A 25843-nucleotide genomic window follows, 5' to 3' on the forward strand; every position below is an offset into this window, starting at 1 on the left:
CAAGGATCGCCAGGCGGGTCGGCGCCGTTGATCGAACATCACGCCGTTCACCTGGCGAATCGTTCGGCCTGTCCTCGATCGGATGATCTCGTCTGGATTTGGAATCATGGCCATATGGATGGGAACGCGGGTTTCGGCCCGGCCGGGCCGGGCGACGCGCTCGAGGTGGCGCCGACGGCCCGGACAGCGGTGGCGTGGCTTCCGCCGAGCGAGCTCTGGCCGGTCATCCAGGACATCCGCTGGGAGCACGATCCGCAGGTAGGGCGGTGGCCACCGCATGTGAACCTGCTGTTCGGGTTCGTGCCGGAGCAGGAGTTCGCGCGGGCTGTGCCCCTGCTCCGTGCCGGGGCGGCGGCCGGCCCGCCGTTTCCCGCGCGCCTGGCCGGTGTGCGGTACTTCCGCCATCGGCACTACTCGACGGTCTGGCTCGATCCGGCCGCGGCGGGCCAGGCACCGTGGGCCCGTCTCCAGCGGGAGCTGCGGCTGCGGTTCCCCCTGTGCGTCGGGCGCGGCGGCCGCTTCACCCCGCATCTGTCACTGGGCCGCACCCACGACCCGAAAGGCCTGGCAGCCGAGTGTGCCGCCCGGCTCGGCACACTGTCGGCCGCCGTCGAGGAGGTGGTCCTGCTCTCCCGCCGCGGCGATGAGCCCATGACTCCCCGGGCCGTGATCACGCTGGGCACGGGCGAGGTCCGCCGACCCGCGCGCTGAGAGAGGGAGGGCGTCGGTCACCTCACGGGGATCGCCCCGTACTGGTACTCCAGGAACCGACCCGGCCGCCTACTGCACGCCCTGCGCGCGGGCACCCGGATCCAGGACTACACGGAACGACAGCTCGGCCGCCTGGTCGAACACGACACCCGCCACGGCACCGACCTGCTGACCACCCTGCGCCACGACCTCGACGCGGCCGGGAACAAGACCACCACGGCGCGCAGGGGCGGCCTCTCCCGGGAAACCGCGTACCAACGCCTGCGCACCATCGAGCGACTCCTGGACCGCGAACTGGAGTCCGGAGCACAGCGCACCGAACTCCACGTGGCGCTCACGGCCCTCGACGTCCTGCAAGGCGCCCCGACCTGCCGTGAGTTGGGACGCGGTGCCATGACCAGAGGCGCGGTCCCGGCTGAAGTCCCGCTCCCCCGCGCCAGCGTCAGTCCTCGGCCGGCATCACCCGGGTCACCTTGCCGTGGGTGTCGGCCTCCAGGTAACCGGCACGGCTGTGGTCGTCGGTCAGGTAGACGGCCATTCCGGCCGGGGTGTCGAAGATGTCGTCGGGCTGTCGCACCGTCAGGTAGCGCAGCTCGGGATCATCGACGTTGAGCTTCTTCCGCGCCTCTTCGAAGAGCGCGGGAACCCGGTCCCAGTTGAAGTCGTCCAGGCTGACGGGCTGATCTCCGCCCGGCAGGGTGCCGTTGATGATGCCCTTCTCGACACCTTCTCCGGGACGGTAGGTGTAGGAGTCGTACGCCGACTCGCTGCCGTCGACCATCAACTCGGCCGACACGTAGTCCGGGTAGACGGTGAAGTCGCCGAACATGGTGCGGCCGGTGTCCTCCTTGAGCGCCTTGATGGCGGTGCGGATGCCGTCCGGGGTGAGCAGGGAGCCGTTCTCCGGTTCCGTCGACTTCCGGGCGGCCGGTGCGGCACCGGTCGGTGAGTCCGTCGGCTTCGGAGCGGACGTGGTGTTCGGAGCCGACGTGGCGGACGAGGGGCCGTCCGCGTTCGAGTCGCCGGTGTCGCCGCCGACGGGCAGCAGCCACCACAGCAGGGCGACGGCGCCGACGAGCGAGGTCCCCGAGAGGCCGAGCAGGGCGGGCCGGCCGGGTATGCGCCGGCGTGCCGCCCGCGCGGGCGCGGTCACGGCCTGGGGTGGGGTCTGCCCGGGCCATGAAGTGGCCGGCGTCGGCGTGAACCCGGTGGGGGCGGACGGTGGGTGCAGCGGGTACGAGGTGGGCTCCGCGGGCCTGGCGGGCCTCGCCGGCTCGGGCAGGACGCCGGCGGGTTCGAACCCGGCCGCCGCCGACTCGACTTCGGCCAGCCTCGTGTCCAGGACGGCGGCGGACGGCCGTGCCGTCACGTCCCGTACGAGCACGCTCATCAGGACGTCGCTCAGAGCGCCCGCACGTACCGGCGGCGGCACGTCCTCGTGGAGGACCGCGGCAAGGGTGGCCAGGGTCGTGCCCCGGCGCATCGGGTGGTGGCTTTCCACGGCGGCGTACAGCATCATCGCCAGCGACCACAGGTCGGAGGCGGGGCCGCCCTCGTGTCCCGAGATGCGCTCCGGCGCCATGAAGTCGGCCGTACCGATGAGGGAGCCGGTGGCGGTGAGGCTGGTCGCCTCGCGGATGGCGGCGATGCCGAAGTCGGTGAGGACGGGTCGCCCGTCGGGTCGCAGCAGCACGTTGGCGGGCTTCACGTCGCGGTGCTGGATGCCGGCGTCGTGCGCGGCGGTCAGTGCGGCCAGCACTCCCCGGCCGAGCCGGGCCGCCTCGGCCGGTGGCAATGGTCCCTGGGCGAGCCGGTCGGCGAGCGAGCCGCCGGTGACCAACTCCATCACGATCCAGGGGTAGGTGCCGTCGCCGCCGTCGACGACGTGGTGGACGGTCACGACGTTCGGATGGTCGATCCGGGCGAGGGCCCTGGCCTCGCGCAGCACGCGCTCGCGGAGCATCCGTGCGCCGTCGGGGTCGTACTCGGCGAGGTCCCGGTCGGGCGGGCGGACCTCCTTGACCGCCACGAGCCGGTGCAGTACCAGGTCCCTGGCCCGCCAGACCGTGCCCATCCCACCGCCGCCGAGGCGGCTCTCCAACTCGAAGCGCCCGTCGACGACTCGTCGCCCGGGGCCTCTGTCTGCCTCACTCATGGGCGGGAGCTTAATTGCCGCCGCCGACGCCCCCAGCCCGTGGTCTGCCCTCGGCCGAGGTGACCGCGGCGGCGGTGGTACGGCCGTCCCGAGTGATCCGCAGGACGGGGATCGCCTTGCCCTCGGGGGCGCCGTCGCCGCCGCGCCGGCCACGGCGGACCGCCGTCGGCGTCGGCTGTCGGCATCGGCGTCCACGACGGGCACGGTGAAGGCCCCGCTCACCTTGCGGGCCGCCGCGACCTCGCGGCGGAACCGGGCCCGGAAGTGCGGCTCGTCGACGTACTCGGACCGGATCACCTTCAGCGCGACCTGCCGCCCGCCGGCGCTGCGCGCCAGGTACACGACGCCCGAGCCGGCGGGCCGTCCGCCGGGGCGGGCCCGGCGGACGGTGCGGGAAGACCGGTCAGCGGTTCGTTCCGACCATGGCCGGGACCGGCGCCGCGGTGGCGTCGAGGCCGCGCAGGATGTCCTCGACGCGCTGCTTGGCGTCGCCGAAGAGCATCTGGCTGTTCTCGCGGAAGAACAGCGGGTTCTGCACGCCGGCGTACCCGGTCGCCATGGAGCGTTTGAAGACGATGACCTGGGCGGCCTCCCACACGTGCAGCACCGGCATCCCGGCGATGGGGCTGGCCGGGTCCTCGGCGGCGGACGGGTTGACGGTGTCGTTGGCGCCGATGACCAGGACGACCGAGGTGGCGGCGAAGTCGTCGTTGATCTCGTCCATCTCGAGCACGATGTCGTAGGGCACGTTGGCCTCGGCGAGCAGCACGTTCATGTGCCCGGGCAGCCGGCCGGCGACCGGGTGGATGCCGAACCGCACGTCGACTCCCCGTTCACGCAGCTTGCGCGCCAACTCGGCGACGGGGTACTGGGCCTGGGCGACCGCCATGCCGTAGCCCGGGGTGATGATCACCGAGGTGGCGTCCTGGAGGAGTTCGGCGGTCTCCTCCGCGCTGATCTCCCGGTGCTCCCCCTGGTCGGCTCCGTCGCCCGCGGCCGCCGTCTCACCGCCGAAGCCGCCGGCGATCACCGAGAGGAAGGAACGGTTCATCGCCTTGCACATGATGTACGACAGGTAGGCGCCGGAGGAGCCGACCAGTGCGCCGGTGACGATGAGCAGGTTGTTGGCGAGGAGGAAGCCGGAGGCGGCGGCGGCCCAGCCGGAGTAGCTGTTGAGCATCGAGACGACCACCGGCATGTCGCCGCCCCCGATGGAGGCGACCAGGTGCGCGCCGAGCGCCAGGGCCACCACGGTGACCGCGATGAGCAGGCCCATGTGGGGGCGGGCGACGAACGCCACGGTGAGGGCGACGAACGCGGCGAGCGCGCCCAGGTTGAGGACGTGCCTGCCGGGCAGCATGAGCGGCCGGGACTTGATCCGCGCCGAGAGCTTCAGATAGGCGACGACGGAACCGGTGAACGTGACGGCGCCGATGAAGACGCCGATGAACACCTCGGCGTGGTGGATGCGCAGCAGCGAGCCGGTGATCTCCTGTCCGGTGTGGCCTCCGGCGTCGACGTCGAGGTAGCCGTTCCAGCCGACGAACGCGGCGGCGAGGCCGACGAGGCTGTGCATGATGGCGATCAGTTCGGGCATGCCCGTCATCTCGACGACCCGGGCGCGCCACAGTCCGATGCCCGCGCCGACGGCCGTGGCGACGGCGATCAGCACGAGACCGGTGGAGCTGATGGACCGTGAGGCGAGCCCCACAGTGGCGGCCAGGGCGATGACCATGCCCGCGATGCCCCAGACGACCCCCGAGCGGGACGTCCGGTGCTGGGAGAGTCCGGCGAGGCTGAGGATGAACAGCAGCGCGGCGACGACGTATGCGGCCTCTGCGGCCGTGGCGGTGGTCATCCGGGATCAGCCCTTCGAGAACATGCCGAGCATGCGGCGGGTGACGGCGAATCCGCCGAAGACGTTGATGCTCGCCAGCAGGATCGCGGCGAACGACAGCACGCTCACCACGGTGTCGCCGTGGCCGATCTGGAGCAGCGCGCCGACGACGACGATTCCGGAGATCGCGTTGGTGACCGACATCAGCGGGGTGTGCAGCGCGTGGTGCACATGGCCGATGACGTAGAAGCCGATGACGATCGCCAGGACGAACACCGTGAAGTGGGCGATCAGTTGGGGCGGCGAGAGGGCGGTCACCAGGAAGAGCGCGAGCGCTCCGGCGCCGACGAGGGCGTATCCGGACCGCGTGGAGCGGGCGGGCTTCCTATCCGTGTCCGGGGCCGCGGCCGGTTCCGGTCCCTGGGCAGGGGTCTGAGCGGGCGCGGCGGAGACCTGTACGGGCGGGGGCGGCCAGGTCTTCTCGCCGTCGCGGACCACGGTCATCGAACGCTGCACCACGTCCTCGAAGTCGAGGACCAGTCGGCCGTCCTTGCCGGGGGTGAGCAGTTTCATCAGGTTGACCAGGTTGGTGCCGTACAGCTGGGACGCCTGGGCGGGGAGCCGGCCGGGCAGGTCGGTGTAGCCGATGATCGTCACGTCGTTGTCGGTGACGACGGCCTTTCCGGCGACCGTTCCCTCGACGTTGCCGCCCTGGGCGGCGGCCATGTCGACGATCACGCTGCCGGGTTTCATCCGTGCGACGTCCTGGGCGGTGATGAGCCGCGGTGCCGGCCTGCCGGGGATGAGCGCGGTGGTGACGATGATGTCGACGTCGGCCGCCTGCTCGGCGTACAGCCGGGCGGCGAGCCGGTTGTAGTCGTCCGACGTGGCCTTGGCGTATCCGTCGCCGCTGACCTGCTGTTCGTCCTGGTCGGGCCGTACCTGCAGGAACTCCCCGCCCAGTGACCGGACTTGTTCGGCGACCTCGGGCCGGGGGTCGGTGGCGCGGACCACGGCGCCGAGGCTGTGGGCCGCGCCGATCGCCGCGAGTCCGGCCACTCCGGCGCCTGCTACGAGCACCTTGGCGGGCGGCACCTTGCCGGCGGCGGTGACCTGGCCGGTGAAGAAGCGGCCGAAGGCGTGCGCGGCCTCGACGACGGCCCGGTATCCGGCGATGTTCGCCATGGAGCTGAGGACGTCCAGGGACTGGGCGCGCGAGATGCGCGGTACGGCGTCCATGGCGAGCACGGTGATCGGCCGGCGGGCCAGCTCCTCGACCAGTTCCGGGTTGAGCGCGGGGCCGATGAGGGCGATCAGCGTCGCTGTGTCGCGCAGCCTGCCGATCTCCTCGCTCGACGGGGGGTTGACCTTCAGCACGATCTCGGCCGCCCAGGGGTCGCCGAGCCGGGCGCCCGCCTCCTCGTAGGCCGCGTCGGAGAAGCGGGACAGCTCCCCCGCCCCCGGTTCCACGACCACGTGGTAGCCCAGCGCGACCAGCCGGGCCACGGTGGCAGGGGTCGCCGCCACCCTGGTCTCGCCCGCGGTGGACTCGGCGGGTATGCCGATCCGCTGGGCTTCCTGTTCCGCTTCCTGTTCCGATGGGGCCATCGTCTTCCTCTCCGATCGGTTCGCCTCCGCCGAAGGTCTGCCCCCTGTGGCCCTTCGGGAAGCCGCGTATCCGGCGCGATCGGAAGGGGCGGCCCGAGTCCCCGGTGCTACCGGAACGGGGCGGCCACGGCGGCGAAGTCGTCGCGCAGCGCCTGGGGGTCGTTCTCGGCGCCGGAGGCCGCGAAGCGCACCCGCAGGAAGAAGTGGCGCGGCGGTCGCCGAACCGGTGGTCGTCGATGATGTCGCTGCCGTGGTCGAGCAGGAAGCGCGAGACGGCGTGGGCGATGCCGGGCGACTCGGGGCAGTCGAGGGTGAGGATGTGCTCGGTGTTCGGGGTCGTGCTCGTCAGGGCACCTCCGGTCCGTGGTACTCAGTCATCGCGTCGACGAGCCAGCGCGCCAGGTGGTCGGCGAACGAGGAGCGCGGGAGTAGGCGGTACGTCGGTGTGTCGTCGACCTGCCAGAGCAGGACGGCGACGGGGCCGACCGTGGTGGACACGGCCCGGCCGGGTCCGAACGCCCGGGGGTGCAGGTCCAGCGGGCAGCCCTTCTCCAGGACCTGCCGGGCGGCGGGGCCGCTCAGTTCCAGCGTGGTGCGGTTCGCGGAGACGTCCACGACCGACCCCGGGTCGCCGCCGAGGGCGTCCTTCAGCTCGGCGGTCACCTCGGGTGATGCCGTGGTTCTTGGCGAGGTAGTAGGCGGTGGCGAGGCCGTGGCCGCCTGCGCCGCCGACGACGACGTCGTACGAGGAGTGCGGCTCGGGGTTGCGCCAGAGGAAGTCCGGGTGCTCCGGCAGCGGTTCGGCGGTCATGCCGCGTCTCCGTTCAGGGGGGACAGGTGGGGGTACAGCGGGAAGGCGGAGGCGAGCTTCTCCACCCGGCCGCGCAGTTCGTCCTCAGGCCGTTCGCCCTTCAGGGCCTCGGCGATGATGTCGGCGACCTCCCGGAACTCGGCCTCGCCGAAGCCGCGGGTGGCCAGCGCCGGGGTTCCGATCCGCAGGCCCGACGAGACCATCGGCGGACGCGGCTCGAAGGGCACCGCGTTGCGGTTGACGGATGCCGATGCGGTGCAGCCGGGCAGTGCTAGAGGTCCAGGACGTCCTCGCCGTGACGGCCGGGACGGCGGTCGCGCCGCCCGGGAGCAGATCGAGCATGCCCTCCTCGGCGAGCGCCCGCAGCCCCGCGCGCACGACCCGGCGGGAGAGCCCGAGGCGTGCCGCGAGCGGTGCCTCCGGGACCCGGTCGCCGGGGGCGTGGCCCACGGCGAGGACGGCTTCACGCAGCAGTGCGACGACGGGATCGGTGGTGACCGGGGCGCCGGGCGGGGCGTCGTCCTGACGACGTCGCCGCGCGCCTCGACTTCGGCACGGTCTGGGTCAACTCCCATCTGGTGGCGGCCGGTGAGGTGCCCTGGGGCGGCTTCAAGGGCTCCGGCTACGGCCGGGACCTGTCGATCTACGCCCTGGACGACTACTCGCGCACCAAGCACGTCATGCACAATCACGGGCGCTGATCCGAGCCGGGCCCGCGGGCGCGGGGTCGTCACCGGCGGCTCGGCCCTGATCACCTATCTTGGCGCGCATGCAGTCCTACACGATCGGCCAGGCGGCGCGTCTGCTCGGAGTGAGCCCCGACACCGCACGGCGCTGGGCGGACGCCGGGCGCGTCGCCACCCACCGGGACGAGGGCGGACGCCGCCTCATCGACGGCAAGGACCTGGCCGCGTTCTCCGTGGAACTGGCCAGGTCCGGTGACGGCGAGGAGGACCTGCCGCACACGTCCGTCCGCAACGCCTTCCCCGGCATCGTCACCGCCGTGAAGCTCGGCGACGTCGCCGCCCAGGTGGAGATCCAGGCCGGCCCGCACCGGCTGGTCTCCCTGCTGACGCGGGAGGCCGTGGAGGAGCTTGGCCTGGAGGTCGGCGTGGAGGCCACCGCCCGGGTGAAGTCGACGAACGTGCACATCGACCGGACCTGAGCCAGGCGTCGCCGGGCTCACCCACTCCCTTTGCGCCTGGTCCCGTACAAACGCACATGCCACCCACCTCTGGCGCCGTCCCTGCTCATGCGATGCGACAGCAGACTTTCGCCTCGCATCTGCGGCATTATCATCGGCGCAAGGCGTACGTGGTCCGTCAGGACCGCGAGTGAGTGTGTCCGTGAGGACCAGAGGGAGTGGACCCGTGATGACCCGTATCGCGCGCCGGAACCGCCGCATGTCGCGGATGGCCGCTGTGAGCGCGGCGGCACTGCTGGCGCTGAGCGCCTGCTCGTCGGCCGACTCGGGCGCCCCGGCGAAGTCGGACTCCGCCTCCGCGTCCACCTCGTCCCCGGGCAAGGTCTCCGGTGACGTGACCGTGTTCGCGGCGGCCTCCCTGAAGGAGAGCTTCGAGACGCTGGGCAAGCGGTTCGAGAAGGAGCACCCGGGCACCGAGGTCACCTTCAGCTTCGGCGGCAGCGACTCGCTGGCCGCGAGCATCACCGGCGGGGCTCCGGCCGACGTGTTCGCCTCGGCCAGCCCCAAGACGATGAAGATCGTCACCGACGCCGATGGCGCCTCCGGCACCCCGGCCACCTTCGTCCGCAACCAGCTGGAGATCGCCACCCTGCCGGGCAACCCCCGCAAGATCGGCTCCTTGGAGGACCTCACCGAATCCGATCTGAAGGTCGTCCTGTGCGACAAGGAGGTGCCGTGCGGCGCCGCCGCCCAGAAGGCCCTGGACGCGAGCAAGCTCACGCTCACGCCCGTCTCCTACGAGCAGGACGTCAAGGCCGCGCTGACCAAGGTCGAGCTGAAGGAGGCCGACGCGGCCGTCGTGTACAAGACCGACGTGCACGCGGCGGGTGACAAGGTGGAGGGCGTGGAGTTCCCCGAGTCCGCCGACGCCGTCAACGACTACCCGATCGCCCTGCTCAAGGAGTCGAAGAACACCGAGGCCGCCAAGGCGTTCATCGCGCTCGTGCGGTCCGCCGAGGGCCGGCAGGTCCTGTCCGAGGCCGGGTTCCTCAAGCCGTGAGCCCGACGAGCCACAAGGCCGACGCCACGACCGACACCCTCCGGGGCGGGCCGCGGCGTCGCAGCGTCCGTTCCGGCGTTCCGCTGCCCCTGCTCCTCCCCGCGCTGATCGGCCTGGCATTCCTGATCGTGCCGCTGATCGCCCTGCTGGTACGGACCCCGTGGCACAGCCTGCCCGAGCAGCTGACCAGCCCCGACGTGTGGCAGGCACTCAGGCTGTCCCTGATCTGTGCCACGGCCGCGACCGCGGTGAGCCTGGTCATCGGCGTGCCGCTGGCCTGGCTGCTGGCCCGCGTGGAGTTCCCCGGCCGGGGCCTCGTACGGGCCCTCGTCACCCTCCCCCTGGTCCTGCCGCCGGTCGTGGGCGGTGTGGCGCTGCTGATGGCACTCGGCCGCAACGGCATCGTCGGACAGTGGCTGGACTCGTGGTTCGGGATCACGCTGCCGTTCACCACGGCCGGCGTCGTGATCGCGGAGGCGTTCGTCGCGATGCCGTTCCTCGTCATCAGCGTCGAGGGCACCCTGCGGGCCGCCGACCCGCGCTACGAGGAGGCGGCCACCACCCTGGGCGCCTCCCGCTTCACCGCGTTCCGCCGGGTCACGCTGCCGCTGATCGCCCCCGGTGTCGCCGCCGGCGCCGTGCTGGCCTGGGCCCGGGCGCTCGGCGAGTTCGGCGCGACGATCACCTTCGCGGGCAACTTCCCGGGACGTACCCAGACCATGCCGCTCGCCGTCTACCTGGCCCTGCAGAGCGACCCGGAGGCCGCCATCGCCCTGAGTCTGGTGCTGCTGGCCGTGTCGATCGCGGTGCTGGCCGGCCTGCGCGACCGTTGGATGAGGGCCGGATGACCCGGCCCGCAGCGACCGGGGGCGACCACCGGATGACCGAGACCCACGACGTCCGCGCCGACACCACCCTGGAGGGGCTCGACGCCCGCCTCGTGGTGGCCCGCGGCGCCTTCCGCCTCGACGTGGCGCTGACCGTCGCGCCCGGCGAGGTGGTCGCGCTGCTCGGTCCGAACGGCGCGGGCAAGACCACCGCGCTGCGCGCCCTCGCCGGGCTGACCCCGCTCACCGACGGCCATCTGCGGCTGGACGGTGCGGAGTTGGACCGTACGCCGCCCGAGTCCCGTCCGGTCGGTGTCGTCTTCCAGGACTATCTGCTCTTCCCGCACCTCACGGCCCTCGACAACGTGGCCTTCGGGCCGCGCTGCCAGGGCGCGACCAAGGCGCAGGCGCGGGCGCGGGCCGCCGAGTGGCTGGACCGTCTGGGGCTCACGGACCACGCGGGCGCCAAGCCGCGCAGGCTGTCCGGCGGCCAGGCCCAGCGCGTCGCCCTCGCCCGCGCCCTGGCCACCCGCCCGCGTCTGCTGCTCCTCGACGAACCGCTGGCGGCACTGGACGCCCGGACCCGGCTGGAGGTCCGCGCCCAACTGCGCCGCCATCTGGCCGAGTTCGAGGCCGTGGCCGTACTCGTCACCCACGATCCGCTGGACGCCATGGTCCTGGCCGACCGCCTGGTCGTCGTGGAGCACGGCCGGGTCGTGCAGCAGGGCAGCCCGTCCGACATCGCCCGCCATCCCCGTACCGACTACATCGCCCAGCTGGTCGGCCTGAACCTCTACCGGGGCGAGGCCGACGGCCATGCGGTCCGGCTGGACGGCGGCCCCGCGATCACCACCACCGAGGACCTGTCGGGACCGGTCTATGTGGCGTTCCCGCCCAGCGCGGTCACCCTCCACCGGGACCGCCCGACCGGATCCAGCGCCCGTAATCTCTGGCGCTGCGAGGTGGCCGGCCTGGAGACCCACGGCGACCAGATCCGGGCCGCCCTGGCGGGCGAACTCCCCCTCGCCGCGGACCTGACGACGGTCGCCGCCGCCGAGCTCGATCTGCACCCGGGCGCCGAGGTCTGGGCGACGGTGAAGGCGACGCAGACGCACGCCTACCCGGTGTGAGACCGGAGCCGCTCGGTCCGGCCCGGGCTCCGATGCGTACGTCATTGCGGGCGCAGGTGCTCGATCGTGACGCCGTGCTCCTCGGCCAGTCGCCGGGCGATCAACGAGCGGTGGCACGCTTCCGGGTCGCGCTCGACGCAGAACAGCGCGGCGATCCCGTGCCGCGACAGCGCCGAGACGATCGGCGTGAGGTCGACGCCGTCGAGGATCTCGGCGGTGTAGCGGCGCGTGTACTCGGCGGCGAGCTCGCGGCGCGTGCGCTTGCCGACTCCCTGGCGGTCGTCCTCGGCGTACTGGAGCAGGCGCAGTTCGGTGGTCGGGGCGAGTTCGGGGTGGTGCTCGTAGGCGATCCCGGCCCGGGCGAGGGCCTGCTGCAACCGCAGTGAGTTCGCCCAGGCGTACTCGGGACCGCGGACACCGCGGCGCTGACGTACGTCGAGCAGGAGGCGGACGTCCGCGTGCCGCAGCTCTCGCAGGAAGGACTCGCGGTCGAAGCCGTAGACGCCGATCGTCGTCATCCCGGGGCGGCGTGCTCGCGTCACGCGCCGGCACTCCCCGCGAGCCCGACCGGTGTCCGTTCCACCGCCGCATCAGCTCCCTCCGGGTCTTCGGCACTCAGGAGCCCTCCCCCACATCATGACACCCTCGGCCACACCCCCGGAGTGACTCCATGTGCCCGCTCCCGTACAGTCCGTGGCAACCGCGCCCGGTCGCGGCCGAAGCCCAACGGCTCACCTGGAGAAGAGACATGGACACCGATGCCGGCCCCGGCGCCCTCCCGCACGCTTCCGGCACGGGGAGGCCGGTTCCCGAGGCCGAGCCCGGGGTCGTGGAGCGATGGCGTTCGGGGGGAGGTGAACTGGTCGAGCTGCTGGCGCGGGTGCGTGAAGAGGTCGGCGGTGTCGCCGCCTTCCGGCTCGGCCCGGCGCCCACCGTGCTCGTCACCGACCCGACGGCGGTCCAGCATGTGCTCGCCCGGTTCCCGGAACGGTACGTCAAGCGCTCCCACCGTGCCCGGCTGCTGATCGGCGACGGGGTCATGGCGGCCAACGGGGCGGCGTGGAAGCGGCAACGCCGTCTGCTGCAGGGCCAGTTCACCGGTACCGGAATGCGCCGCTACGAGCAGCGGATCACGGCGGCCGCCCGCACCACCGCCGAGCGCTGGGACGGGTACGCCCGCACGGGGCGGGTGCTCGACGTCGGGCGGGAGATGCACCGCTTCGCGCTCGACGCCATCTGGCGCTCGCTGACCGGGCACCCCCTGGACGAGGAGACCGAGCGCGAACTGGCGGCGGTGGAAGCCGTGGCGGCGGCCGTGCCGACCCTGCCCGCCGACGTCGCCGACGCCCGCGACGCCGTGGCCGCCGATCTCGCCCGGATCGACGCGGTCGCCCGGCGTGCCATTGAAGCGGCCCGCAGCGGCGTCTCCGGCCCGGACGGCCCGGGTCTGGTCCATGTCCTGACCGACGCCGCCACAGAACGCCCCGAGTACACCGACCAGCTGATCCGCGACGAGTTGATCACGCTGCTCGCGGCCGGGCACGAGACGACCGCGACCACTCTCACCTGGCTCTATCTGCTCCTCGACCGGCATCCCGCCGCACGCGAACAGGCGCTCGCCGCCGGCGCCGAGGGTTCGCCGGAGCGCCGCCAGGCGATCCAGGCCCTGATCCACGAGACCCTCCGGCTCTACCCGTCGGCCTGGATCCTGCCCCGCCACGCCGCCGAGGACGACGCCCTCGCCGGGTACTCCGTCGAGGCCGGCACCGACATCGTCGTCTGCCCGTACCTCACCCACCGCGACCCCGAACTGTGGCCCGACCCCGAGCACTTCGACCCCCGGCGCTTCACCGCCCCGGACGGCCGCCCCGCCCACCCGGGGGCCTACTTCCCCTTCGGTATCGGCCCCCGCGCCTGCCTCGGCCTCCAGTTCGCGCTCCGCGAGTCGACCGTCCTGCTGGAACACCTGCTGCCGGCCCACGTCCCCGAGTTCGCCGCCACCCCCACGAAAGCGGACTACGGCATCACGGTCCGCCCGGCCGGCCCCACCCCCGCGACCCTGGCTCCACCACCCGCCTGACCGGGGCGCGTAGTTCTACTCCAGTAGCTTTCCGCCGGTGCAGTAGCTTTCCAACGCCCCCTGGAACCACCCGTTGGAACCACACGTCGCCGCACGGCGGAAACCCACTGGAGAGTCACCCATGCCCCGAGAGGCGCCGTACCTTGCCGTGGCCGACGCGCTGCGCGCACGGATCCTCTCGGGAGAGTGGGACATCGGGGCCCGTCTGCCGTCCCGGGTGCGGATCGCCGAGGAGTACGGCGTGGGGCGGAACGTCGTGCAGCGGGCCATGGACCGGCTGATCGCCGACGGTCTCCTCGAAGGACGCGCCGGCTCCGGCACGTACGTGGGCATGCCGCGCGAGCGCCTGCGGCTGGTCCGCTCGCGGCGCGGTGAACGGCTGGACGGAACGCCTTCGCTCGTCGGCCTGAAGGAGCGGGGGAAGGCCGACGCGTGGGACGCGCACAGCCAGGTGCGCGTCCCGGCTCCCGAGTCGATCGCGGAGCGGCTCGCGATCGGGCCCGGGGACCTCTGCGTCACCACGCACTACGAGTTCCTCGCCGAAGGACAGCCCGTGCAGCTCTCGGCGTCCTGGGAGCCGATGGCCCTCACGGGCGGCACTCCGGTCGTACTGCCCGAGTCGGGTCCTCTCGCGGGCAAAGGGGTGGTCCGGCGGATGCGTTCCATCGGCGTCGTCGTCGCGACGGTGATCGAGCTGCCGCGCCCGGCCCGTGCCACCCGGGCACAGGCGAACCTCCTGGGGATCGGCTACGGGGATCTGGTGCTGCGGATCGAGCGGACCATCTACGACGTCGACGGGCGTCCGGTGGAAACCGCCGACATCGTCATCCCGGACATGCGCCGGGAAGTGGCCTACGAGTTCGCGGTCGACGGACAGCAGGGGTGAGACGTATGCCCATGGTCTCCCGGCTCGGTCTCCTGCGCACCCGGGATTTCGGGCGCTTCTTCGCCGCGACCGCACTGGGCCAATGGGGAGATCGCATCCTGTTTCTCGCGTTGCCGCTGGTCGCCATCACAGCATTGGGGGCCGACGAGTTCCAGGTCGGTCTGCTGACCGCGATGACCACGGCGGGCTCGCTCCTGGTCGGGTTGCCGGCCGGTGCGTGGGTGGACCGGATGCGGAAGCGTCCGGTGATGATCAGTACCGATCTGGCGAGGGGGCGTTGGCGCTGCTGACGATCCCGTTGGCGTGGTGGGCGGGTCTGCTCACCATCTGGTGGCTTCACGCGGTCGCCCTGGTGCACGGGGTGCTGACTGTCTTCTTCGACGTCGCCTACGCCAGTTATCTGCCGCATCTGGTGGGGCGCGACCGGCTCATGGAAGGCAATGCGAAACTCTCCGCGATCCGCTCGGTGACGAGTATCGGCGGGCCGGGATTGGCCGGACCGCTGGTCGGCCTGGCCGGAGCCCCTGCGACGCTCCTGGTGAGCTCGGCGGGAATGGCCCTTTCGGGTCTGCTCGCCGCCGGTATCCGAAAACGCGAACAGAAGCCGGAGCCCCGCGAACATTCGCGTCTGATCCGGGACGTCAAGGAGGGGTTGCGGTTCGTCCGCGAGCAACCCGCCCTGCGGGCCGTTCTGTTGGGCGACGCGATATTCAACCTCTTCCTCGTCCTGTACCAGACGATGTTGCTGGTCTTCCTGGAGCGGGAGGCGGGGCTCGAACCGTTCGGCATCGGTCTCGTCCTGTCGGGAATGGGCTGTGGCGCCTTGCTGGGCGCGCTGTTGGCGACCAGGCTCGCGCAGCGAATCGGACAGGGGCGCGTCATCTGGCTGGCGCCGCTTCTCACCTGTCCGCCGACCGCCCTCATGCCGTTGACGCGGCCGGGGTGGAGCGTGGCCGTGGCGGCCCTCGGGCTGTCGGCTCTCTCGATGGGTGGAGTCGTCCGCGTCATGGCTCAGTCGAGCTTGCAGCAGGCCCTCACTCCGGACGGGCTGTTGGGCCGGGTGAGCGCGACGGCCCGTTTCGTGTCCTGGGGCGGGATCCCGCTGGGCGGGCTGTTGGGCGGTGCCTCGGGGGAGGCGTTCGGAGCGGCGGGTACGTTGGGGATCGGGGCGGCCGGCATGACCTTGAGCGTCCTCCCGAACGTCATGTCACCGCTACGCACCCTGCGCGCCCTGCCCGTCGAACATCTCCCGAGCCCGAGCCCTGGTCCGCACTCCGAGGCTCGTCGAGGCTGAGCACCGCCCGTCCCGTCTTCACCCGGTCAAGGGCCAACGCTCACCCGTTGTGGCAGGATCCGCTGTCATGCCGTTGATCTCCGCATGGCCGTCAACGTCCTTACGACGTCTGCTGGTTGTCCTGCTCGCCGTGCTCCTGGCGCAGAGCGCCCGCGGTGCGGACGCCCTCTCGGCGCCGACGAGCCGGGCCGCGTCCGCCCCGGCCGCGACACCCGACCGGCCGCGCTACGACGTGACACTGCGCGGCAACGCGGACGGCTCGCGCTGGACGGGCCGGCAGCGTGTGTCGTTCCGCAACGCCTCCGACCGGCCGCTGCGCGAGGTGTATGTGCGGCTGTGGGGCAACGGGGAGGACCGGTGCGGCACGGCGGGGACGCCGCCGCCCGTCGAGGTGTCCAAGGTCACCGGGGGTACCGCGGGCCGGCTCACCGTGGACTGCACGGCGCTGCGGATCGCCCTGCCGAAGCCGCTCGCACGGGGCGAGCGGGCCGCCGTCGCCTTCGACGTGTCCGTGACGGTGCCCCGGCGCAACAACCGCTTCGGCCGCGAGGGCGCCTTCCGCTTCCTGGGCAACGCCCTGCCCGTGCTCGCCGTGCACGACGCCGCCGGCTGGCACCTCGACCCGTACGTGTCGACCGGGGAGAGCTTCTACGCCCTGGCGAGCGACTTCCGGGTGACGCTCGACCACCCCGCCGCCCTCGAGGTCCCGGCCACCGGCCGCACCTGGACCCGTCCCGCCGGGCCCGGCCGCAGCCGCACGCTCAGCGTCGCGCACCGGGTGAGGGACTTCGCCTGGGCCGCGGGGCCGTTCCGCACGGCCACCGAGACCACGCCCGGCGGCGTGCGGGTGCGGTCGTACTGGGCGCCGGACACGTCCGCGGCCGGGGTGCGTCTCACCCGTCAGGACGGCGCCGCCGCCGTCGACCGGTTCGGCGATGAGTTCGGGCGCTACCCGTACGGCGAGATCGACCTGGTGATGACCAGCGGCTTCGGCGGCGGCATGGAGTACCCCGGCCTGGTCCTGCTCGGCACCACCGAGGAAGGCAGTGCGGTCGTCCACGAGGTCGCCCACCAGTGGTGGTACGGCATCGTCGGCAACGACGAGTACGGCGCGCCCTGGCTGGACGAGAGCTTCGCCCAGTACGCCAACGCGCGCTTCTACGGCTGGGACACCCGCGGCTGCTGGTCGGAGGTCGAGTGGCCGAGCGACCGTACGGCGCTGACCAGTTCCATGGCCTACTGGGCCGCGCACCCGGGCGAGTACCACCTGATCTACACGGCCGGCTCCTGCGCCCTCGCGGACCTGGAGCGCGTTCTCGGCGCGGGCACCATGGCCCGGCTCCTGAAGCAGTACGCGGAGGACCACTGGTACGGCGTCTCCACCACCGCCGCGTTCAAGCGTGCCGCGCAGTCCGTGACCAGCAGGGATCTCGGTCCGTTCTGGAAGCAGCACCGGATTCGGTGATGCACCTGAGGCTCCGCACGGTCGGGCCCAGCGTGGCGGGCCCGGACCTGCCGCACCAGCGGCTGCCGTTGTCCAGCGTGCCCGCGTCCTTCCAACAGACGGCGGGCCGTCCGACGATCGAGGCCGGGACCTTCGACAAGCCACTGCCCGACGGCCCGGTCGCCGTCGCCGCCATCACGAGCTGCACCGACACCACCGACCCGGCGCTGCTCGTGCGGGCGGGGCTGCTCGCCCAGCGGGCGGTCCGGCGCGGGCCGACCGCCAAACCGTGGGTCAAGACCTCGCTGTCGCCGGGCTCACGGGTCGTCGAGGACCACCTGCGCGCGTCCGGCATGCTGCCGGCCCTGGAGCGCGCCGGCTGACCTCGCCCGGGGTGAGAGGGTTCACGCCCCGGCGCCCCCCGTCTCCACGTGCAAGGCGGCCTTGCGCACCTTCTCCTCGACGTCGCTGCGCTGCTCGCCCCGCTCCCTCGCATACTCGACCATCGCGACCTGCGCCTCCCGGGCGAGGTCGCGCCAGGCCCGCAGAGCCGTGTTGTACGTCTCGGTCTGCCGGGCACTCCAGCCGCCGCGCTGGGTCGGGGACCCGTACATGCGCCGCAGATCCTCCACACGCGTGTGCGCCTGCTCGGCGGCACGCTCCTTCTGCACCAGCTCTTCGAAGATAGTCGTCACACAAATGGAGCATAGGCGGGCAAATCACCTCTCGCGCGCGGAGGGGGCGGGGGCGCAGGCCGAGGGCGGCAGGGCGGCCCTCACCCGGTCCGCTCCTTCCACTCCCGGGGCGAGAGCGCGAGCAGCGCCTCCTGCTCCCGCCGGCCGGGCAGCGGGCCGTGGTCCCCGGTGACTCGGAGGGCGGAGGCGGCGGTGAGGTGGCCCAGGCGGAGGGCGTCGGTCGTGGTGCCGTCCCGCAGCAGGCCCGCGAGGAAACCGGCGGCGAAGGCGTCGCCGGCGCCGACGGGCTCCACGACGGTCGTACGCGGTGCCGGCACCGAGCGCACACCCTCGTCGCTGAACGCGGTCGCGGCGTTCGCCCCGTCCTTGACGACCAGGACGCGGGGGCCGGGGAGGTGTGCCCGTACGTCCGCGGGCGTCAGGTGCCCGCCCCACAGGGCCTGCGCCTCGTCCAGGCCGACGAAGGCGATGTCGGCCCGGTCCGCCAGTTCCCGCAGCACGGTCGGGGCCGATCCGTCCGGCCAGAGGACGGCGCGATGGTTGACGTCGAAGCTCACCGCGTAGGGGCGTGCGCCGGGCCCGGCGGTCAGGGCCCGGGTCACCAGCCGACGGCACGACTCGGACAGTGCGGGTGTGATGCCGGTCAGGTGCAGCAGCGCGGCTGTGTTCAGGGGCTCGCCGTCGAGTGCGTCGGGGCCCAGCGCGGATGCGGCCGAGCCGCTCCTGTAGTAGTGCACGCGGGTTCCGGCCGGGCCCGGGTCCTTAACCAGCAGGCCGGTCGGACGGCCGGCGTCGGTGCGCACGTGGGACACGTCGACCCCGGCGGCCGCGACGGTGGCTCGGACACGGTGACCCAGGGGGTCGTCGCCGAGCGCGGAGAGCCAGGCGACGGGGACACCGTGGTCGGCGAGGTACATGGCGACGTTCGACTCGGCTCCCGCCACCGAAAGCCGCAGACGGGCCGCGTTCAGCAGGGAGCTCGGCGGATCGGGGGCCAGGGCCGCCATGGTCTCGCCGATGCAGACGACCGGGCCTCGAGCGGGGCGCCAGCGGCCGGTCACGCCGGAACTCCGACGGACGAGGAGTGCCGTGCCGCGTCCAGTCGGCACACGGGCGTCGGGGTGCCCGGCACGCCCACGCGCGCGGTGAACAGGGCACCGTCGCCGGGACCCGGTACGGCCTCTCCGACGCGGGCGGTCGTGACGTACGGGACGTCGTGGGCGAGGCACACCCCGGCGAGCCGCCGTGCGGGCAGCCGCAGCGCGCGGTCGAGGCTGCCGTCCTCACGAGGGCGGCGTACGGCGCCGGCGCCCCGGACGGCGATCAACACGCCGCCCTCGACGTGGACCGCCCTGCCGATCACGGGGTCGACGGGACGGGGCGTAGGGCCAGGGTGAGCAGGCGTGCGTCCGGCGCCGACAGGACCGACGGCATGGCGGTCGACGAGGGCGACGCACGAGCCGGTCCAGCGGGCGCCCGCGCCCGGTTCGGGGCGGTCGGGGTGGACGGGGCGCAGGTCGGCGGTCACGGCGTCGCCTCCGCGACGACCGTGCGGAACCGGCGGGCGCGCTCCCTGAGGTCGGTGACGCTGCCGCCGTCCGCCGCGTCGCCGACGAGTGGGGACCCGACGCCGACCGCGAGTGCTCCGGCCGTGAGGCAGGCGCGGGCCGCGTCGGCGTCGATCCCGCCGACCGGGACGAACGGCGCGTCGGGGAACGGGCCGCGCAGGGCCCTGAGGTAGTCCGCTCCCCCGGCCTGGGCGATCGGGAAGACCTTCAGCGCGGCGACCCCCAGTGCGCGGGCCGCGATGATCTCGGTCGGGGTCAGCACACCGGCGAGGACCGGCATGCCCAGCTCCTGGGCGGTGGTGACGCCGTCGCCGAGCCCCGGGGTGACCGCGAAGTCGGCTCCGGCCCGGTGGGCGGCGCGGGCGTCGTCGGCGGTCAGCACGGTGCCGGCCCCGAGGGGGCGGTCGGGGCCGAGGGCGTGGCGTGCGCGTTCGATGACGGAGAGGGCTTCGGGGGCGGCCAGTGACACCTCGATCAGTTCGACGCCCTCCTCGGCCAGGGCCAGCACGGTGCTCAGGGCGGCGTCGGGATCGTCACCGCGCACGATCGCGATCAGGCGGTGGCTGGCCAGCGCGGCTGTCAGGTCCACGGACGGTGCTCCTTCGGTGCGGGGGTCACGGGGCAACGGCGGCTCGCGGTGAGCGTGGGCCGTCGGCGACGTTGCGCCACAGGGCGATCGACACGGGTTGGCCGGCGGCCGCAGTTCCAGGGCGGTGCCGTCGTCGGGGCCGAGCCGGGCGGGGGGGCAGCCCGTGGGGCGTGGGCCACGGGCCGGTGGTCCAGGACACTCCGGTGGGCCAAGTCGTGCCGAGGAGCGGGGCGGTCTCGGGGAACAGGCTGGTGGGCGCGCCCGAGGTCATGCGCAGGGTGGCGTGCGGGGAGAGGCGAGCAGGGCGTGCGCGGCCCGGACGAAGCGGAAGCCGGGCGATGCGGTGCGGGTGTGGTCGACGGGGGCGGCGTCGGCCGGCCCGAGTGGTCCTCACTTACCGCCAGTGCCTTTCACGTCGTCGGAACCCGGGACGTCCGGACCGTCGATCCGGGCCAGGTCGCGTCCGGACTGGACGAGCAGGGCACGCATCGCCGTCTCCGCGGCCTGCGGGTCCCGCTCGCGTACGGCGTCCAGGACGGCGCGGTGGGCCGGTACGGGGTCCTCGCTGTGCGGGTGGCTGTGGACGATGCGGTCGCGGTGGGCGAGGCCCGGCTCGATGACCATCTCCATGCGCTGGAGCAGCTCGTTGTGGGTGGCGGACAGCAGGGCGCGGTGGAAGGCGAGGTCGGCCGCCACGGCCTGCCCCGGGTCGCCGCCGTGCTCCGCCATCGCCTCCAGTGCCGCGTCCAGGGCCGCCAGGTCTGTGTCGGTGCGGCGTTCGGCGGCCAGGCGTACGGCGGCCGGTTCGACGATGTCGCGTACTTCGGCGAGGTTGCGCAGCAGTGTGCGGTCCGCGTCGGTGGCGAGGCCGGCGTCCTCGAACTGCCAGCGCAGTACGTCGGCGTCGAGCAGGTTCCAGTCGGCGCGGGCTCTGACGAAGGTGCCGCGTTTCTGGCGGGCGTCGACCATGCCCTTGGCGGCGAGCACCTTCAGGGACTCGCGCAGAGCGGTGAGACTGACGTCCAGCTCGCTCTGGAGCGCCACCAGGTCGAGCGTGGCGCCCTCGGGGATCCGGCCGCCCAGGATGCGGCGGGCGAGCGCCTCCACGGTCTGGCCGTGCACGCCGCGGCGGGCGTAGGGCGTCATGTCGTACGGCCCTTCTGCTGACGGTGATCTTCCGGGGTGCAGGTGCGGGTCATGCCGAGGCCTTCACGACGCGGCTCGCACGGCGAAGACTGTGGTGTGAGGCAGGGACCCTGTCAATATTAATTACTAATTTAAGGAAACATGGGTACGGCGCCGGCTGCCGACGATCGCCGCCGTACCGGATGGAACGATGCGCTGGACGTCGGAACCGGAACCAGGCACCGCACGCCCCGATCGGACAGGAGCACCCCTCCATGACCCACCTCGCCGACCCCGAGCGCTACAACGGCACGATGCGCTACCGGCGCACCGGACGCTCGGGGCTCGACCTCCCGGCGCTGTCCCTCGGGTACTGGCACAACTTCGGTGACGACCGCTCCTTCGAGGCCCAGCGCGAGATCGCCCTGCGCGCCTTCGACCTGGGCATCACCCACCACGACCTCGCCAACAACTACGGCCCGCCCTACGGCGCCGCCGAGCTCAACTTCGGCCGGCTGATGAAGCAGGACCTCGCCCCCTACCGGGACGAACTTGTGGTCTCCACCAAGGCCGGCTGGGACATGTGGCCCGGCCCCTACGGCCAGGGCGGCGGCTCCCGCAAGTACGTGCTGGCCTCGCTCGACCAGTCACTGAAGCGCATGGGGCTGGAGTACGTCGACATCTTCTACTCCCACCGGCTGGACGCGAGCACCCCGCTCGAGGAGACGATGGGCGCGCTCGACACCGCCGTCCGCCAGGGCAAGGCCTTGTACGTCGGCATCTCCTCGTACGACGCCGAGCGCTCCCGGCAGGCCGCCGCGATCCTGCGCGAGCTGGGCACGCCGCTGCTGATCCACCAGCCGTCGTACAGCATGCTCAACCGCTGGATCGAGAACGAGGGCCTGCTGGAGGTCGCCGAGCATGAGGGCTTCGGGGTCATCGGCTTCACGGCGCTCGCCCAGGGCCTGCTGACCGGGCGCTACCTCGACGGCGTCCCCGCCGGCTCGCGTGCCACACAGGGCAAGTCGTTCGACGAGACCTGGCTGTCGCAGGACATGCTGCGCAGGCTGCGTGCCCTCGACGACATCGCGTCCCGGCGCGGGCAGACCCTCGCCCAGATGGCACTCGCCTGGGCCCTGCGCGACCGGCGCGTGACCTCGCTCGTCATCGGCGCCTCCCGCACCGAGCAGCTCGAACAGAACGTCTCCGCGCTGGAGAACCTCGACTTCGGCGACGAGGAACTCGCCGAGATCGACAAGTACGCCACCGACGGCGGCGTCGACCTGTGGCAGGAGGCCCGGACCGGCAACGTGGGCTGAGACACAAAGACGGGCGGCGCTGGTATGGACCTGACACGGCGTCATGGCTATGCTCTGCCCGACCCTGGATGAGAGCGCTCTCAGATTGCGGTTGTTCCACCCCCACCTTGTTGGAACGACGAAGGGCAACTCCCTTGAGACGCAAGAGCCTCAGACTCACGTACGCCGCTCTCGCCGCGGTGCTCATGCTCGGCGGCTGGACCGCGGGCGGCACCGGATCGGCCGCGGCGAGCGACACCGACCCCGCCTCCCCGTCCGCCTCCGCCGGCCTGCTGCACGCGATGCAGCGGGACCTCGGCCTGTCGAAACCGCAGGCCGAGGCACGGCTGGCGGCGGAACGCACCGCCACGGCCCTCGCCCCGAAGGTTCGCAAGGCGGCCGGATCCGCCTACGGCGGCGCGTGGTTCGACGCGCGGAGCGAGCGGCTCACCGTGGCCGTCACCTCCGACGCCCCGCCCGCGACCGTACGGAAGGTCCGCGCCACCGGGGCGACCGTGCGCACCGTCGAGCACAGCGCGCGCGAACTCGACGCGGCCAAGGCGCGCATCGACCGGCTCCCCGCGCCGTCGGGCGTGAGCAGTTGGCACGTGGATCCGGCGGCCAACACGGTCGTCGTGAACGTCGTCGGCGACCGGCGGGCCGACAACGATGTCCGCCGCTTCGTCTCCGGCGCCCGAGCGGCCGGTCCCGTCACCGTGCGGACGGTCACCGCCGCCCCGCGCACCTTCGCCGCCGGAACCGTCGGCGGCGACCCGTACTACACCGGCAACGTCCGCTGCTCCATAGGCTTCTCGGTGCACGGCGGCTTCGTCACCGCCGGGCACTGCGGTGGTCAGGGGGCCGCGGTCCGTGGCTGGGACGGCACGCACGTCGGAACGTTCCAGGGCTCCTCGTTCCCGGGCAACGACTACGCCTGGGTGAGCGTCGGCAGCGGCTGGTGGACGGTGCCGGTGGTCCTCGGCTGGGGCACCGTCCCGGACCGGCTCGTGCGCGGTTCGGCCGAGGCACCCGTCGGCGCCTCCATATGCCGGTCCGGGTCCACGACCCACTGGCACTGCGGGACCGTGCTGGCCAGGAACGAGACGGTCAACTACAGCCAGGGCGCGGTGCACCAGATGACCAGGACCAGCGTCTGCGCCGAACCCGGCGACTCCGGGGGCTCCTTCATCAGCGGCGACCAGGCGCAGGGGGTCACCTCGGGCGGCTGGGGCAACTGCTCCGGCGGCGGCGAGACCTGGTTCCAGCCCGTCAACGAGATCCTCGGCCGCTACGGGCTGACCCTGCACACGGCCTGACCGAGCCGCCGCGCGTGCAGCGACGGCCGTGCGGCAGGATGAGCACCATGAGCGTAGTCAAGATCAACGTACTGACCGTGCCCGCCGAGCAGCGCGAGACGCTGGAGAAGCGCTTCGCCTCGCGTGCGCACGCCGTGGAGAGCTCCGACGGGTTCGAGTGGTTCGAACTCCTGCGTCCGGTCGAGGGCACCGACACCTACCTCGTGTACACGCGGTGGCGTGACGAGGAGTCGTTCCAGGCCTGGATGGAGGGTCCGATGAAGTCGGCCCACCAGGACGGTGGCGAGGGCGCCGGCGAGCGTCCCAAGCCGGCGGCGAGCGGGTCCACCCTGTGGTCGTTCGAGGTCGTGCAGTCGGCGGGACCGAAGAGCGCCTGAACAGGTGAGCGGCGGGGTCCGGCCCCCGCCGCTCACTCGGTCCCGGTGCGACGCGACCGGGCGACGGCCGCCAGGACGAAGGTGACGCTGATCAGCAGGGACCATGCGCCGAACTTCTCCACGCCGACGGGCTGCCAGCCGTGCAGCTGGTAGGGGTAGCGCCAGGCGCCCACATAGGTGGCGAGGTTCTCCGCGATCCAGAGGAAGAAGCCGATCAGGACGAACGACAGCGCCAGCGGCATCCGCCACCGCACCCCACGCACCGTGAAGCGCACGGACGAGCCCGCGGTGACGGCGAGGAGCAGGACGGCCAGCGGCCAGCGTGCGTCGGGCAGCCAGTGGTGGCTGAAGAAGTTCACATAGATGGCGGCGGCGACCACGGCCGTGGACCGCGGCCGGTACCGGACCAGCTCCAGGTCGAACAGACGCCAGGCGCGGCAGACGTAACTGCCGACAGCGGCGTACAGGAACCCGCCGTACAGCGGGACGCCCGCGAACTTCAGGACGGCCGGTTCCGGGTAGCTCCACGAACCGAGGGACACTTTCACCAGTTCGAAGGCCAGGCCGATGACATGGCAGACGGCGATGACGGCTATGTCCCGCCCGTTCTCCCAGCCGCGCATCCAGAACAGCAGCGTCAGCAGGACCCCGTAGACGACGAGGAGGTCGTAGCGGGCCACCGGCAGGCCGGGCAGCAGGGCGGAGGCCGCCACACCGGCCATCAGGGCGATGGCGAAGGCGCAGGACCGCGTCTGTGTCCACGCGAAATCGAGCAGCTGGCGCACTGACGCCGCCAGGGGGCCTGGGATGCTTGCGGTGACCATGATCCCAAGGACGATCCTGTGCCGCTCCCGGTTGCCTCCGGCGCCGGCCAGGCGGCCGCCGGGAGCGGCACGCTGGGGGAAATTCCGTTGCGGCCGTGTCCCCCTCCCCCGGACCCTGGGCGCATGCCTTACGCCCTTCGCCCGGCCGGCCTCGCCGACGCGGCCGCCGTCACCGCACTGCTCAACGAGGTCGATCTGATCGAGATCGGCCGGCCGGAGACCGACCTGCACTCCGTGGAGGACGACCTGAAGCGGCCGGACATCGCGCTGGACCGCGATTCGTGGCTGGTCTTCGACGGCGAACGGCTGGTTGCTTACGGGCTGTTGTGGGACGAGTCGGGCGGCGAGCGCGTCGACGTCGACCACTATGTGCTGCCCGACCACCAGCGGGCCGGGGAGCTCATATTCGACGCGATCGAGGTCCGCGCCCTGGACAAGGCACGGGAGAACGGCGCGTCCAGGGCCGTGGTGCATCTGCACCTCAACACGGAGCCCACGCTCGACACCCGGCTGATCGAGGAGCGCGGCTGGTCCGTCGTACGCCGCTATCACGTGCTGCGACGGCCGCTGGACACCGCCGAGGACGTCGTGCCGACGGTTCCGCCGGGCGTCCGGCTGCGGCCCTGCACCGACGAGGCGGACCGTGTACGCGTCCACGCGCTGTACCAGTCGAGCTTCGCCGAGCACTTCGACTTCCAGCCCCGTACCTACGAGCAGTGGCTGCACGACGTCGACGCGGACCGGCTCGACTGGTCGCTGGTGTGGATCGCCGCCACGGCGGACCTGGGGGACGTCGGCTTCCTGCTCGCCCGCGACGACCGGGAGGCGATGGGGTGGATCCGCAGCATCGGCGTGGTGCGTGAGGGGCGCGGGCTGGGCCTCGGCGGCCTGCTGCTGCGGCACGCCTTCGCGGCCTTCGCCGCGCGCGGACGCGACACGGTGGGGCTCGGGGTGGACACCGCCAACGCCACGGGGGCTCCGGCCCTGTACGCCCGGCACGGGCTGACGGTCCACTATGCCGTCGACACCTGGGAGACGGTCGTGAAGTGACCGGGGCGGACGGG

General features: G+C 72.5%; 25 protein-coding genes and 6 pseudogenes. 17 read left to right on the top strand and 14 right to left on the bottom strand.

Annotated elements, in window-relative coordinates; genetic code table 11:
• The first annotated feature begins 114 nt into the window (after positions 1–114).
• A complete protein-coding gene (locus ACFZBP_RS11660; protein ID WP_391412131.1) occupies positions 115–711 on the top strand; it encodes a 2'-5' RNA ligase family protein in 597 nt (198 codons plus the stop codon).
• A 66-nt stretch (positions 712–777) separates the two neighbouring features.
• Positions 778–1068, top strand: a pseudogene (locus ACFZBP_RS11665) (helix-turn-helix domain-containing protein); the annotation flags it as partial.
• 85 nt (positions 1069–1153) lie between these two features.
• Here the strand turns inward: ACFZBP_RS11665 and ACFZBP_RS11670 are convergent.
• The 7 genes and pseudogenes from ACFZBP_RS11670 to ACFZBP_RS11700 form a co-directional block, all read right to left on the bottom strand.
• A complete protein-coding gene (locus tag ACFZBP_RS11670) occupies positions 1154–2866 on the bottom strand; it encodes a protein kinase (RefSeq protein ID WP_391412133.1) in 1713 nt (570 codons plus the stop codon).
• A 403-nt stretch (positions 2867–3269) separates the two neighbouring features.
• Positions 3270–4724 carry a Re/Si-specific NAD(P)(+) transhydrogenase subunit beta gene (pntB, locus tag ACFZBP_RS11675; RefSeq protein WP_391412135.1) on the bottom strand — a complete coding sequence of 485 codons (1455 nt, stop codon included), beginning with the start codon at positions 4722–4724 and terminating at the stop codon, positions 3270–3272.
• A 6-nt stretch (positions 4725–4730) separates the two neighbouring features.
• Positions 4731–6311: a Re/Si-specific NAD(P)(+) transhydrogenase subunit alpha gene (locus ACFZBP_RS11680; RefSeq protein ID WP_391412137.1), complete on the bottom strand. Its 1581-nt coding sequence runs from the start codon at positions 6309–6311 to the stop codon at positions 4731–4733.
• A gap of 345 nt (positions 6312–6656) precedes the next feature.
• Positions 6657–6974 (bottom strand): annotated as a pseudogene (locus ACFZBP_RS11685) (sarcosine oxidase subunit gamma); the annotation flags it as partial.
• 4 nt (positions 6975–6978) lie between these two features.
• Positions 6979–7122: pseudogene (locus ACFZBP_RS11690) on the bottom strand (sarcosine oxidase subunit beta); the annotation flags it as partial.
• Positions 7119–7389 (bottom strand): annotated as a pseudogene (locus ACFZBP_RS11695) (serine hydroxymethyltransferase); the annotation flags it as partial. The pseudogenes ACFZBP_RS11690 and ACFZBP_RS11695, both read right to left, overlap by 4 nt.
• Before the next feature lie 99 nt (positions 7390–7488).
• A pseudogene (locus ACFZBP_RS11700) lies at positions 7489–7572 on the bottom strand (hypothetical protein); the annotation flags it as partial.
• Between the two features lie 86 nt (positions 7573–7658).
• Between ACFZBP_RS11700 and ACFZBP_RS11705 the strand changes: the two are divergent.
• The 5 genes and pseudogenes from ACFZBP_RS11705 to ACFZBP_RS11725 all read left to right on the top strand — a co-directional run.
• A pseudogene (locus ACFZBP_RS11705) lies at positions 7659–7823 on the top strand (aldehyde dehydrogenase family protein); the annotation flags it as partial.
• Positions 7824–7891: 68 nt separating this feature from the next.
• Positions 7892–8287: a molybdopterin-binding protein gene (locus ACFZBP_RS11710; protein WP_383443372.1), complete on the top strand. Its 396-nt coding sequence runs from the start codon at positions 7892–7894 to the stop codon at positions 8285–8287.
• A gap of 208 nt (positions 8288–8495) precedes the next feature.
• Positions 8496–9326, top strand: a complete 831-nt coding sequence (modA, locus tag ACFZBP_RS11715; RefSeq protein WP_391412139.1) for a molybdate ABC transporter substrate-binding protein — start codon at positions 8496–8498, stop codon at positions 9324–9326.
• On the top strand, positions 9323–10174 hold the full coding sequence (modB, locus tag ACFZBP_RS11720; RefSeq protein WP_391412142.1) for a molybdate ABC transporter permease subunit: 852 nt from the start codon (positions 9323–9325) through the stop codon (positions 10172–10174). Before modA ends, modB begins: the two co-directional genes overlap by 4 nt.
• A gap of 32 nt (positions 10175–10206) precedes the next feature.
• A complete protein-coding gene (locus ACFZBP_RS11725; RefSeq protein WP_391412999.1) occupies positions 10207–11283 on the top strand; it encodes an ATP-binding cassette domain-containing protein in 1077 nt (358 codons plus the stop codon).
• A 41-nt stretch (positions 11284–11324) separates the two neighbouring features.
• Here ACFZBP_RS11725 and ACFZBP_RS11730 read toward each other — a convergent pair whose 3' ends face one another.
• Entirely contained in the window at positions 11325–11825 is a 501-nt protein-coding gene (locus ACFZBP_RS11730; RefSeq protein ID WP_391412144.1) for a DUF488 family protein, read from the bottom strand.
• 206 nt (positions 11826–12031) lie between these two features.
• Here ACFZBP_RS11730 and ACFZBP_RS11735 point away from each other — a divergent pair, with 206 nt between their 5' ends.
• The 6 genes from ACFZBP_RS11735 (at position 12032) to ACFZBP_RS11760 (ending at position 17370) form a co-directional block, all read left to right on the top strand.
• Positions 12032–13363: a cytochrome P450 gene (locus ACFZBP_RS11735; RefSeq protein WP_391412146.1), complete on the top strand. Its 1332-nt coding sequence runs from the start codon at positions 12032–12034 to the stop codon at positions 13361–13363.
• A gap of 121 nt (positions 13364–13484) precedes the next feature.
• Positions 13485–14249: a GntR family transcriptional regulator gene (locus ACFZBP_RS11740; RefSeq protein WP_391412148.1), complete on the top strand. Its 765-nt coding sequence runs from the start codon at positions 13485–13487 to the stop codon at positions 14247–14249.
• A gap of 5 nt (positions 14250–14254) precedes the next feature.
• On the top strand, positions 14255–14539 hold the full coding sequence (locus ACFZBP_RS11745; protein WP_391412150.1) for an MFS transporter: 285 nt from the start codon (positions 14255–14257) through the stop codon (positions 14537–14539).
• Positions 14527–15543: an MFS transporter gene (locus tag ACFZBP_RS11750; protein WP_391412153.1), complete on the top strand. Its 1017-nt coding sequence runs from the start codon at positions 14527–14529 to the stop codon at positions 15541–15543. The genes ACFZBP_RS11745 and ACFZBP_RS11750 overlap by 13 nt, the downstream gene beginning before the upstream one ends.
• 67 nt (positions 15544–15610) lie before the next feature.
• Positions 15611–17008: a M1 family aminopeptidase gene (locus tag ACFZBP_RS11755; RefSeq protein ID WP_391412156.1), complete on the top strand. Its 1398-nt coding sequence runs from the start codon at positions 15611–15613 to the stop codon at positions 17006–17008.
• Complete coding sequence (locus ACFZBP_RS11760) at positions 17008–17370, top strand: aconitase family protein (protein WP_391412158.1); 363 nt, start codon at positions 17008–17010, stop codon at positions 17368–17370. Before ACFZBP_RS11755 ends, ACFZBP_RS11760 begins: the two co-directional genes overlap by 1 nt.
• Positions 17371–17391: 21 nt before the next feature.
• On the opposite strand, the gene ACFZBP_RS11765 is transcribed toward ACFZBP_RS11760, so the two are convergent.
• The 5 genes from ACFZBP_RS11765 to ACFZBP_RS11785 form a co-directional block, all read right to left on the bottom strand.
• Positions 17392–17682 (bottom strand): hypothetical protein, encoded by a 291-nt coding sequence (locus ACFZBP_RS11765; RefSeq protein ID WP_383443344.1) that lies wholly within the window; start codon positions 17680–17682, stop codon positions 17392–17394.
• An 80-nt stretch (positions 17683–17762) separates the two neighbouring features.
• The gene (locus ACFZBP_RS11770) at positions 17763–18743 is read right to left on the bottom strand and encodes a PfkB family carbohydrate kinase (RefSeq protein ID WP_391412160.1); all 981 of its coding nucleotides are present in this window, start codon (positions 18741–18743) and stop codon (positions 17763–17765) included.
• Positions 18740–19210 carry a hypothetical protein gene (locus ACFZBP_RS11775; protein ID WP_391412162.1) on the bottom strand — a complete coding sequence of 157 codons (471 nt, stop codon included), beginning with the start codon at positions 19208–19210 and terminating at the stop codon, positions 18740–18742. Before ACFZBP_RS11775 ends, ACFZBP_RS11770 begins: the two co-directional genes overlap by 4 nt.
• Positions 19207–19839, bottom strand: a complete 633-nt coding sequence (locus tag ACFZBP_RS11780; RefSeq protein WP_383443338.1) for a bifunctional 4-hydroxy-2-oxoglutarate aldolase/2-dehydro-3-deoxy-phosphogluconate aldolase — start codon at positions 19837–19839, stop codon at positions 19207–19209. The genes ACFZBP_RS11775 and ACFZBP_RS11780 overlap by 4 nt, the downstream gene beginning before the upstream one ends.
• 390 nt (positions 19840–20229) lie before the next feature.
• Entirely contained in the window at positions 20230–20985 is a 756-nt protein-coding gene (locus tag ACFZBP_RS11785) for an FCD domain-containing protein (RefSeq protein ID WP_391412165.1), read from the bottom strand.
• A gap of 254 nt (positions 20986–21239) precedes the next feature.
• Between ACFZBP_RS11785 and mgrA the strand changes: the two genes are divergently transcribed.
• The 3 genes from mgrA to ACFZBP_RS11800 all read left to right on the top strand — a co-directional run bounded on the left by mgrA (position 21240) and on the right by ACFZBP_RS11800 (position 23955).
• Complete coding sequence (mgrA, locus tag ACFZBP_RS11790) at positions 21240–22283, top strand: L-glyceraldehyde 3-phosphate reductase (RefSeq protein WP_391412167.1); 1044 nt, start codon at positions 21240–21242, stop codon at positions 22281–22283.
• 134 nt (positions 22284–22417) lie between these two features.
• Complete coding sequence (locus ACFZBP_RS11795) at positions 22418–23578, top strand: trypsin-like serine protease (RefSeq protein ID WP_391412169.1); 1161 nt, start codon at positions 22418–22420, stop codon at positions 23576–23578.
• A gap of 47 nt (positions 23579–23625) precedes the next feature.
• Positions 23626–23955 (top strand): antibiotic biosynthesis monooxygenase, encoded by a 330-nt coding sequence (locus tag ACFZBP_RS11800; protein ID WP_391412171.1) that lies wholly within the window; start codon positions 23626–23628, stop codon positions 23953–23955.
• A 32-nt stretch (positions 23956–23987) separates the two neighbouring features.
• On the opposite strand, the gene ACFZBP_RS11805 is transcribed toward ACFZBP_RS11800, so the two are convergent.
• Positions 23988–24779, bottom strand: coding sequence for a DUF817 family protein (locus ACFZBP_RS11805; RefSeq protein WP_391412174.1), 792 nt, complete (start codon positions 24777–24779; stop codon positions 23988–23990).
• Positions 24780–24902: 123 nt separating this feature from the next.
• Here ACFZBP_RS11805 and ACFZBP_RS11810 point away from each other — a divergent pair, with 123 nt between their 5' ends.
• The gene (locus ACFZBP_RS11810) at positions 24903–25829 is read left to right on the top strand and encodes a GNAT family N-acetyltransferase (protein WP_391412176.1); all 927 of its coding nucleotides are present in this window, start codon (positions 24903–24905) and stop codon (positions 25827–25829) included.
• Positions 25830–25843 lie beyond the last annotated feature (14 nt).

This window comes from Streptomyces sp. NPDC008086 (assembly GCF_042957325.1).
In the GTDB taxonomy this organism is placed as follows: Bacteria; Actinomycetota; Actinomycetes; order Streptomycetales; family Streptomycetaceae; genus Streptomyces.

Excerpts from the sequence above, each read along its gene's own strand:
- modA (WP_391412139.1), top strand. The coding sequence starts at position 8,496 with ATGACCCGTATCGCGCGCCGGAACCGCCGCATGTCGCGGATGGCCGCT.
- ACFZBP_RS11785 (WP_391412165.1), bottom strand. The coding sequence starts at position 20,985 with ATGACGCCCTACGCCCGCCGCGGCGTGCACGGCCAGACCGTGGAGGCG.
- ACFZBP_RS11745 (WP_391412150.1), top strand. The coding sequence starts at position 14,255 with ATGCCCATGGTCTCCCGGCTCGGTCTCCTGCGCACCCGGGATTTCGGG.
- ACFZBP_RS11800 (WP_391412171.1), top strand. The coding sequence starts at position 23,626 with ATGAGCGTAGTCAAGATCAACGTACTGACCGTGCCCGCCGAGCAGCGC.
- pntB (WP_391412135.1), bottom strand. The coding sequence starts at position 4,724 with ATGACCACCGCCACGGCCGCAGAGGCCGCATACGTCGTCGCCGCGCTG.
- ACFZBP_RS11805 (WP_391412174.1), bottom strand. The coding sequence starts at position 24,779 with ATGGTCACCGCAAGCATCCCAGGCCCCCTGGCGGCGTCAGTGCGCCAG.
- ACFZBP_RS11710 (WP_383443372.1), top strand. The coding sequence starts at position 7,892 with ATGCAGTCCTACACGATCGGCCAGGCGGCGCGTCTGCTCGGAGTGAGC.
- ACFZBP_RS11755 (WP_391412156.1), top strand. The coding sequence starts at position 15,611 with ATGCCGTTGATCTCCGCATGGCCGTCAACGTCCTTACGACGTCTGCTG.
- ACFZBP_RS11680 (WP_391412137.1), bottom strand. The coding sequence starts at position 6,311 with ATGGCCCCATCGGAACAGGAAGCGGAACAGGAAGCCCAGCGGATCGGC.
- mgrA (WP_391412167.1), top strand. The coding sequence starts at position 21,240 with ATGACCCACCTCGCCGACCCCGAGCGCTACAACGGCACGATGCGCTAC.
- ACFZBP_RS11725 (WP_391412999.1), top strand. The coding sequence starts at position 10,207 with ATGACCGAGACCCACGACGTCCGCGCCGACACCACCCTGGAGGGGCTC.
- ACFZBP_RS11760 (WP_391412158.1), top strand. The coding sequence starts at position 17,008 with ATGCACCTGAGGCTCCGCACGGTCGGGCCCAGCGTGGCGGGCCCGGAC.
- ACFZBP_RS11740 (WP_391412148.1), top strand. The coding sequence starts at position 13,485 with ATGCCCCGAGAGGCGCCGTACCTTGCCGTGGCCGACGCGCTGCGCGCA.
- ACFZBP_RS11735 (WP_391412146.1), top strand. The coding sequence starts at position 12,032 with ATGGACACCGATGCCGGCCCCGGCGCCCTCCCGCACGCTTCCGGCACG.
- ACFZBP_RS11670 (WP_391412133.1), bottom strand. The coding sequence starts at position 2,866 with ATGAGTGAGGCAGACAGAGGCCCCGGGCGACGAGTCGTCGACGGGCGC.
- ACFZBP_RS11810 (WP_391412176.1), top strand. The coding sequence starts at position 24,903 with ATGCCTTACGCCCTTCGCCCGGCCGGCCTCGCCGACGCGGCCGCCGTC.
- ACFZBP_RS11660 (WP_391412131.1), top strand. The coding sequence starts at position 115 with ATGGATGGGAACGCGGGTTTCGGCCCGGCCGGGCCGGGCGACGCGCTC.